This window comes from Acinetobacter sp. CY17 (assembly GCF_059515825.1).
This window is the reverse complement of sequence record NZ_JCAKMX010000043.1, coordinates 1-8,361: the sequence shown is the minus strand read 5'-3', so window position 1 is coordinate 8,361 and position 8,361 is coordinate 1. Positions and strand designations below refer to the sequence as shown.

Genomic DNA, 8,361 nt, shown 5'->3' with positions numbered 1-8,361 from the left:
GATATGGTAATTTGCCGCTAATTCCAGTTGAGTACTATAGTTGCGTAAGTAATTGAGAGTTAATAACAACTGATCCTCTATATCTAAAGTATGAGGTCGACCTGATTTCTTTTTGAGTGATTCTGCTTTTTCTAGAACCTCTACCATTTCAGTAAAAACTCGTCGAGGTACGCCAACTAAGCGTTTGAATTCAGAATCTGAAAAACGGTTTAATTTCTGATATCTCATGAAATTTATATGGAGGTGATTTTTACTTTCGCAAGAGGTCTATTGTTGCACTATATTATATTAGGAGGACATATAAAAAAGATAAAAGAAAGGAGCATATAGATGACTTTGATAGAAAATTTTTTATTTTGCTAGAGAGTTTCATAAATTCTGAGAGAAATACTAATAACTATAGTATTGTGAAAGATATTAAAAATTTAAATCTTATAAATGCAAAATATGAATTAATGAATCATTCACTATTTTCTGATGAATCAATTCGGGATTTATATTTAATTCTTATTTTAGTTAATAGTAAGTCTGAAGTTTTTAAAAATGATGATCTTTTGTTTTATATCGGAGTTATAAAATCAAAGATATCTAATGATTTTTTATTGATATTAGTTGTCTATTGTTATCAATTAAAAGATGAAAATAATGATGAAAGTAATTTTAAGAAGTTATTAGAAAAATTTGAGATTTTTGAAAAAGTATCTGTATTAACTAATGATAAACAGTTTTTTTTTTCATTAATATGTGCATATTCTTATTATAATAAAAATGCATTTCTAGGTAACATATGGTTAAATAATAATCCTTTTTTAAATAGAATTTATAGTTATGATAGTTCTGATATTATCTTGCCTTTTATCAATTATTTAATGGGTAAGAATATAAAGAATAAAAAAAATTATGATCGAATATATGTTAATAATAATTTTGATAACGGATTTGAAATTATTTTTAGATCTCAGAATTTTAGAGGATATGAATATTTTTGTATAACTGCTTATGAACGAGAAGGACGTTTTTTTATTGATGATCATTTGGCTGAAAATATTAATATTAAAAAATCGGGTGGTCATTGCTTTTTATATTTAGAATTAAAATATTCTAAAGATTTTGAAGACTTTAATATTGAACGTAGTGAGATAACTATTCGCATACATGAGGATAATAATGAATTGATATTGGAAGTTGATGAGCCAGAAATATTAATTGATAGCGAATACTACATGTGACGTGGTAAATTAATTGTTCAGCAATCATTATATATATTTCGATGCCTAAACAATCCCGTTTCCTCTGTATTGGTGGTTTCCTAAACGGAACCCAAATTAAAGACCAAGGTGACAGCTTTATCTGCGTCGAAAAAGGTAAAAACGTCACCTACAGCAAAAAAGAAATCTTCCATCCTGATTCATGGGATCACGATTACTACGTTTGTGAAACTACAACAGACCAACAAGCCCGTAATTGGGTCTATGACATCAAACCTAAATAAACGCCTTATCCAATACTCAAATCTTAAAAAATTTGAGTATTTTTTTAACGTATAAAAATGCTACCACACAGACAAGGTAACATTTCTCTAGCTGACTTCCGCATTAAATCTATATAAAAATCAATATAAATAACTATAGAAGTGGTTCATATATGAATTATGAGTTAGATGCATTCTTGACCATTGTAGCAGCTGTATTGGTGTTGCTGGTGGGCTTTACGGTGGTCAATAAAATAAGCATTTTAAAGCGCTACAATATTCCAGAACCAGTGGCAGGTGGTTTAGTGGCTGCAGTCATCACCTATATTCTGTTTAAATTTTTTAATCTGACGGTCAGTTTTGATGCCAATATTCAGCAAGTTTTTATGCTGATGTTTTTTACCTCTGTAGGTTTAAGTGCCAGTTTAGTCAAACTTAAAGAGGGCGGTAAAGCCCTGATTTTATTTTTAGGCTGCGTAATTGCATATGTGCTGGTACAAAACGTGGTTGGTATTAGCTTAGCAACCTTGTTAGGTTTAGATCCATTGATTGGTCTGATTACAGGTTCAGTGACGCTAACCGGTGGGCATGGCACAGCAGGTGCTTGGGGAAGCATTTTTGAACAAGAGTACGGCATACAAGGCGCAGTAGTGTTAGGCATGGCCAGTGCTACCTTTGGATTGGTGATTGGCGGCATGATGGGTGGGCCAGTGGCTAAATTTTTAATCCGTCGTTACCAATTGGCTGAAGAAATCTCACCCAGTCACCCACAAACCGATATTCCACCGGCTGCACAAACCGCACCATTTGAGTATCCACAAAAAACCCGTTTAATTACAGCTAATGATGCGGTGAAAACTTTAGGCATGTTTGCATTATGCATTAGCTTTGCCTATTTCATGACGACGATTGCCAAAGGACAATGGTTTGAATTGCCTAGTTTTGTGTGGGCCTTGATGTGCGGGGTGATTCTTCGTAACGTACTTGAACATGGCCTTAAAGTGGAAATGTTTGACCGTTGTATTGATGTATTTGGCAATGCTTCATTGGCGCTGTTTCTTGCCATGGCACTTATGTCTCTACAGCTTTGGTTATTGGCAGATTTGGCCGGACCTTTAGTGCTTATTTTGGTGGTACAGACACTGGTTTTAGCTCTATATATGTATTTAGTGACTTTTAGAGTGATGGGTAAAAGTTATGATGCAGCAGTGTTGTGTGCAGGACAGTGTGGCGTAAACTTAGGGGCAACCCCAACTGCCATTGCCAATATTCAAGCAGTCACCAATAGCTATGGCCCTTCGCATAAAGCCTTTCTTATTATTCCGCTTACTGGGGCATTTTTTATTGATATTGTGAATGCGATTGTCATTCAGTTTACTCTAAGTATATTGGGTTAAGCTGAAACGAAAGCGCTTTTGCCTGCTGTAGTGTTAATTTTAGACATGAAAAAGCCCCATGGTTAGGGGCTAGTCGTATACAGATCTAAGCTGCATACTGTAAGAGGCTCATCTCATACTGCGCGCATTAAAACATAAGCTTTGCTAAAAGGCGAGCTTAAATTGCCAATAGCTCAATATCTGCATGCTGCACAATGCTATCTGCAGTTAAATTGTACAGTTCATCTAAAAAAGCCACATTAAATGAACCGACACTTTGTGATTTGGCAAAAGCTAGCTTGCCAGCAATGGCAAAATGCACATGTGCGGCCAGCGCAGCAATAGTCGGTGTAGTGACAGCTGCATAAGCCGCAATGAGTGCACCTAAAGCACAGCCTGTAGCGGTAACTTTGGGTTGTAAATAAGAGCCACCATTGACTTGAATCACGCAGTTTAAGGCTTTAGACAAAATAAAATCAGATTCGCCAGAAATGGCAATACATTGACTATGTGCCAACAAGACTGTGGCTTGCTGATAGACTTCGACACTGCTTAAAGTGCTATCCACGCCTTTACTGGCCGTTTGTTGACCTGCTAAAGCACTGATTTCTGAACCATTGCCGCGAATAATCGTGGGTTGATACGCAAGTAATTCATCAACAATTTTAGAGCGCCAAGCCAATACTGCGCCATAACCCACTGGGTCAAGTACCCACGGTTTATTTAAATCATGCGCAGTTTTAGCTGCAAAGCGCATCGCTGCTACTTGTTGCTCGGTCGGGGTGCCTAAATTAATATTTAAAGCCCCTGCAATAGTCATAAAACTTTCGGCTTCATAGGGGTTGTCAATTAAAGCAGGTGATGCACCGCAAGCCAAAACCACGTTAGCGGCATAATTGGCAGCCACGCTATTGCTTATATAGTGCACTAGCGGTTGCTGTTGTTGCACACTTTGCCAAGCAGCCACCACCTCTTGCAGTAATTGCTGTTTATCGATTTTTGTTTTTTCTAGATCAGTCATTCAAAGCTCAATTATTGGGTAAAGTAATGGTCTTGATGCTTGCATTTACGGCAAGTGAGCGTGACATAATCTTCGGCATCATAATCGACGCTCAGTTCATTCGAGCCGCAGTGCATACAGCGTTTTTCAGCATAGAATTTTAATCGCGGTTCAATTTTTTTCCATGAGCGCCACATCGGTTGGACAAAAATGCTCTCGTCATAGCCTAAAAAGCGGAAAAATAGAATATTGCTCATACGGCTTAACGGCAAATTGGGCGGACGGGGTAAGGTTGAGGTTTCCCAGCATTCACGAATAGCACGTTCACGATATTGCTGTAAGGTTTTTTTCAGCATATTGGTATTAATAAAATTGTCGTTACGCGTTTGTAAAATCTGCTGTTTATATAAATATTCCAGCGCGGTTTGCACCAAATAGTAAATTTGCCCCACGGCAAGACTATCCATTAATCGGTAGCAAAACATTTGAAAACTATGATTGCCAGCAAATTGAATGCCCCAAGTGCGACAATACATTTGGGTAAATTGAATAATATCTTGATAGAGCAATAAGTAAATCGCGTCTTTTACTTCTTCGCTATTTTTAAATGGAATCCCTAAGGATAAATTCTGATAAAACCAATGACGGAGTTGCTGAGTCACACTAAATAAGCTTGGTTCAGAATACCCATCTAAACGCAGATTTAAATAATAGCGCTCGCTGTCAGTATTGGCATCGGGATCTACTAAAATATGCTGTTTGACCAAATGTTTAACAATGGCATTTTGAAATAAGAAATTGGGGCTAATATTTTGAAATTTAATTTCATCCCAATGAATATATTCATCATGTTTGGTATGTTCTTGTACCTGTGGATCGAGCACGGCCAGCAAAAATAGTTTTTCTATAAATTTAAGTTGATGTAATTCGAGTTCAACCACATCTTTACGCCGACCTTGGCTTTTACGGGTTTCTTGCAAACGGGTGGCGCGCATGGCTTTTTTACGTTCGCCTAAGCAACTGTCACAATGGCAGCTATGCTGTGGCTCTTGAAACAGGCGATGTTGACAATGGCTACATTCATGAAAATTAAGATCTTGGTCAAATTGTTCGGCATCAATCCAATACATGGCTGCCTGACACAACGGGCAAAAGGCGCTGTCGTCCAAACTTTTACGTAAAATATTTAAACTCATCAGTCGCAAACGCATAAGAACTTAAGCCAATTATACACAGATTTTAACGTGTACTGCGCTGCCAAGCGGCACACTCCACTCAATTGCCTGAGTATAATTTAAACATGACTTTGATCTAATGCAGGATTGTTTATCCACTACACGATTGTGCCGCAATTTTTACACAAGCAATTGAAAACCCTGTAAAGCAACCCATATAAAAACTTAGACATAAAACCCACACAGCGCGTAGCACTTGACGTATCATCGAGTAAAAGCACATAAAAATCTGTAGATAGGATGAAGATTATATGAATATTGCGGCAAATCCAGTGGTCGAAGCAGACCAAACGATCTATTTAAAAGACTACCAAAAACCAAGCTTTTTAGTCGATTCAGTCGATCTAAATATTCAGGTGTTTGCCGAACATACTAGAGTCACTGCTAAGCTGATGATGCAACGTCAAACGGCGGGCGATTTAGTACTGCTTGGACGTGATTTAACTTTAGAATCGGTTTGTGTAAACGGTACAGCATTGACTTCTGATGCCTATCAACTCGATGCAGAACAACTGGTGATTAGCAATGCACCCGATCAAGCTTTGATTGAAACGGTGGTGTTGATTCATCCTGAAAGTAATACCCAGCTTGAAGGTTTATACCAAGCAGCAGCAGATTTATTTGTCACACAAAATGAACCTGAAGGTTTTCGTAAAATCACGTTTTATCCAGACCGTCCTGATGTATTGTCAGTCTTTACCACGCGTGTGGAAGCAGATAAAAAATTCCCTGTATTGCTTGCCAATGGTAACTTAATTGAAAAGGGTGAAGTTGGTGAGAATCGTCACTTTGCCACATGGCAAGATCCAACCAAAAAACCGGCTTATTTATTTGCTTGTGTGATTGGTGATTTGGCGGTTTTAAAAGATCGTTATGTGACTTCTGAAGGCCGTGATGTGGCTTTAGAAATTTATGCCGAAGAAAAAGACATTCCAAAATGTCATATTGCTATGCAAGCGCTTAAGCATTCGATGCGTTGGGATGAAGAGCATTATGGTCGTCCTTATGATTTAGACAATTATATGATTGTGGCAACCTCTGCGTTTAATATGGGGGCCATGGAAAATAAAGGTCTGAATATCTTTAATACCTCATGTGTTTTGGCAGATGAAGAATTTACCACCGATGCTGCGATTATGCGTGTGCAATCGGTGATTGCGCATGAATATTTCCATAACTGGACCGGTAACCGGATTACCTGCCGCGATTGGTTCCAGTTGTGTTTAAAAGAGGGTTTAACGGTATTCCGTGATCAGTCTTTCTCAGAAGATTTACAATCAGCTGCGGTACAACGTATTGATGATGTGGCCGTATTAAAAGCGCACCAATTCCCTGAAGATTCAGGGCCATTGTCACACCCACCACGTCCAGATCATTTTGTAGAAATTAATAACTTCTATACCGCAACTGTGTATGAAAAAGGTGCGGAGATTAACCGCATGATGGCAACGCTTTTGGGCAAAGAAAAATTTCGTGCCGGCACAGATGAATACTTTAAACGTCATGACGGTCAAGCGGTGACGGTTGAAGATTGGGTAGCAGCATTGACTGCGGGTTCAGGCGTTGATTTATCTGCATTCTTGACCTGGTATAACCAACCGGGTACACCAAAGCTTGAAGCCAAAGGTGAGTATAATGCAGACGCACAAACCTATACCTTACGTTTTAAACAAAGCTTAAAAGCACATGCTAAATATCCAAATTTAAAAGCAGTGCCAATTCCTGTGGCATTGGCACTCTTTGATGCCGCAACAGGTGAACAACTGACCTTAAATTCTGACGCATTATTTGAAAATGGCGTCAAAGATGGCGTGTATTTATTTGATAGAGATGAAGCAACCATCGAATTTAAAGCGGTGACAGCAGAACCTGTGGTGTCTTTACTACGTAATTTCTCTGCGCCGGTCAATCTCGAATTTAACTATTCAGATCAAGACCTAGCGTTCTTATTACAGTATGAAACCAACGGTTTTAACCAATGGCAAGCGACCCAAACCTTGCTTGAACGTATTTTATTAAATGGTCATGACGCCAGCATCTACATTCAAGCCATGCAAAACAGCATTCCACAGGTGATTGCTAAAGACCCACTGTTGGCATCCCGTTTATTTGATGTACCAAGTGAAGGCTATTTAGGTAGTCGCATTGATCATGATTACAACCCAGCTATAGTACAAGAACAACGTGAAGCGTTATTGAATACTTTAGCGCGTGAGTTGGGTGCATTCTGTAAAGACACCTATTTAAGCTTAGATCCAGCGCAGCAACATGATTTTTCGCAAGCCATGGGTACGCGTGCGCTCAAAAATATTATGCTGAGCTTCATGGCACGCCAAGGTGACGAGGCGGTCTTTAGCCTTGCCGAACAGCAATATCAAAATACTCATAACATGTCTGAGCGTTTAGGCGCGTTAAAAGTCTTGGTATGGAATGATGCACCACAAGCCAAGGCTGCCTTAGAAGATTTCTATACACGCTTTAAAGATGAAGCCTTGTCGATGGATCAATGGTTTATGATTCAAGCTGCACATCCGAAAGCCACAGCAGACACCATTGCTTATTTAACCGAACATCCTGATTATGATTTGGCGGTACCCAATCGTATTCGCGCGGTATCGGGTGGCTTAAACAGTAATCCTGTGAATACTTGGAGTTTTGGTGTAGCGCATTTTGTCAATTTGGCTAAATACTTAGATGAGAAAAACCCGATTGTGGGTTCACGCTTATTACAAGTATTATCACGTTGGTATACCTTAGCCGAACCACAGCGCAGCCAAGTGCAAGCGGAACTTGAAGCACTCAAACCTTTGGTAAAATCTAAGAACGTGACTGAAACTTTAAACAGTATGCTCAGCGTTTAATCGCTTAAAGCGAAGAAGCCCGTTTTTAAACGGGCTTTTTTTATGCTATGTTGCTTAAAAATTAATGTAAGCATCCGCTGAACCCCATACCTATTTTTTAATTTTGGTCGGGTTGCCACCGGTGTGGCAGTAATTCTTCTATTTGGGTCACTTTGTGTGTCGGTAGCCTTTTCAGCACATCACTTAAATAGGCATACGGATCCAAGCCATTGAGCTTTGCTGACTGGATTAAAGTCATGATATTGGCAGCTCGTTGGCCACTGCGCAGCGAGCCAGCAAACAGCCAGTTCTTGCGTCCTAAGGCCCAAGGTCGCATCTGATTCTCTACCCAATTATTGCAAATCGGTAGATTGCCATCATCCAGATAGCGGCTTAAAGCTGGCCAACGCTTCAGCGTGTAATTGATGGCCTTGGCGGT

At 39.1% G+C, this 8,361-nt stretch carries 7 protein-coding genes and 1 pseudogene; 4 read left to right on the top strand and 4 right to left on the bottom strand.

What is annotated here, in order from left to right:
• Positions 1 to 228: pseudogene (locus tag AC5YCI_RS15950) on the bottom strand (hypothetical protein); the annotation flags it as partial.
• A gap of 179 nt (positions 229 to 407) precedes the next feature.
• On the opposite strand from AC5YCI_RS15950, the gene AC5YCI_RS15945 reads away from it, so the two are divergent.
• From AC5YCI_RS15945 to gltS, 3 genes are all read left to right on the top strand, one after another.
• Complete coding sequence (locus AC5YCI_RS15945; protein WP_496175918.1) at positions 408 to 1,229, top strand: hypothetical protein; 822 nt, start codon at positions 408 to 410, stop codon at positions 1,227 to 1,229.
• Between the two features lie 41 nt (positions 1,230 to 1,270).
• Complete coding sequence (locus AC5YCI_RS15940; protein WP_496129740.1) at positions 1,271 to 1,492, top strand: hypothetical protein; 222 nt, start codon at positions 1,271 to 1,273, stop codon at positions 1,490 to 1,492.
• A gap of 152 nt (positions 1,493 to 1,644) precedes the next feature.
• Positions 1,645 to 2,868: a sodium/glutamate symporter gene (gene gltS / locus AC5YCI_RS15935; RefSeq protein WP_496129739.1), complete on the top strand. Its 1,224-nt coding sequence runs from the start codon at positions 1,645 to 1,647 to the stop codon at positions 2,866 to 2,868.
• 157 nt (positions 2,869 to 3,025) lie between these two features.
• On the opposite strand, the gene thiM is transcribed toward gltS, so the two are convergent.
• The gene (gene thiM / locus AC5YCI_RS15930; RefSeq protein WP_496129738.1) at positions 3,026 to 3,868 is read right to left on the bottom strand and encodes a hydroxyethylthiazole kinase; all 843 of its coding nucleotides are present in this window, start codon (positions 3,866 to 3,868) and stop codon (positions 3,026 to 3,028) included.
• Between the two features lie 11 nt (positions 3,869 to 3,879).
• Positions 3,880 to 5,043, bottom strand: coding sequence for a hypothetical protein (locus tag AC5YCI_RS15925; RefSeq protein ID WP_496129746.1), 1,164 nt, complete (start codon positions 5,041 to 5,043; stop codon positions 3,880 to 3,882).
• Positions 5,044 to 5,333: 290 nt separating this feature from the next.
• Between AC5YCI_RS15925 and pepN the strand changes: the two genes are divergently transcribed.
• Positions 5,334 to 7,943 carry an aminopeptidase N gene (pepN, locus tag AC5YCI_RS15920; protein WP_496129737.1) on the top strand — a complete coding sequence of 870 codons (2,610 nt, stop codon included), beginning with the start codon at positions 5,334 to 5,336 and terminating at the stop codon, positions 7,941 to 7,943.
• Positions 7,944 to 8,040: 97 nt separating this feature from the next.
• On the opposite strand, the gene AC5YCI_RS15915 is transcribed toward pepN, so the two are convergent.
• Positions 8,041 to 8,361: IS66 family transposase (locus AC5YCI_RS15915; protein WP_496175544.1), on the bottom strand; the 321-nt coding region annotated here is incomplete at its 5' end.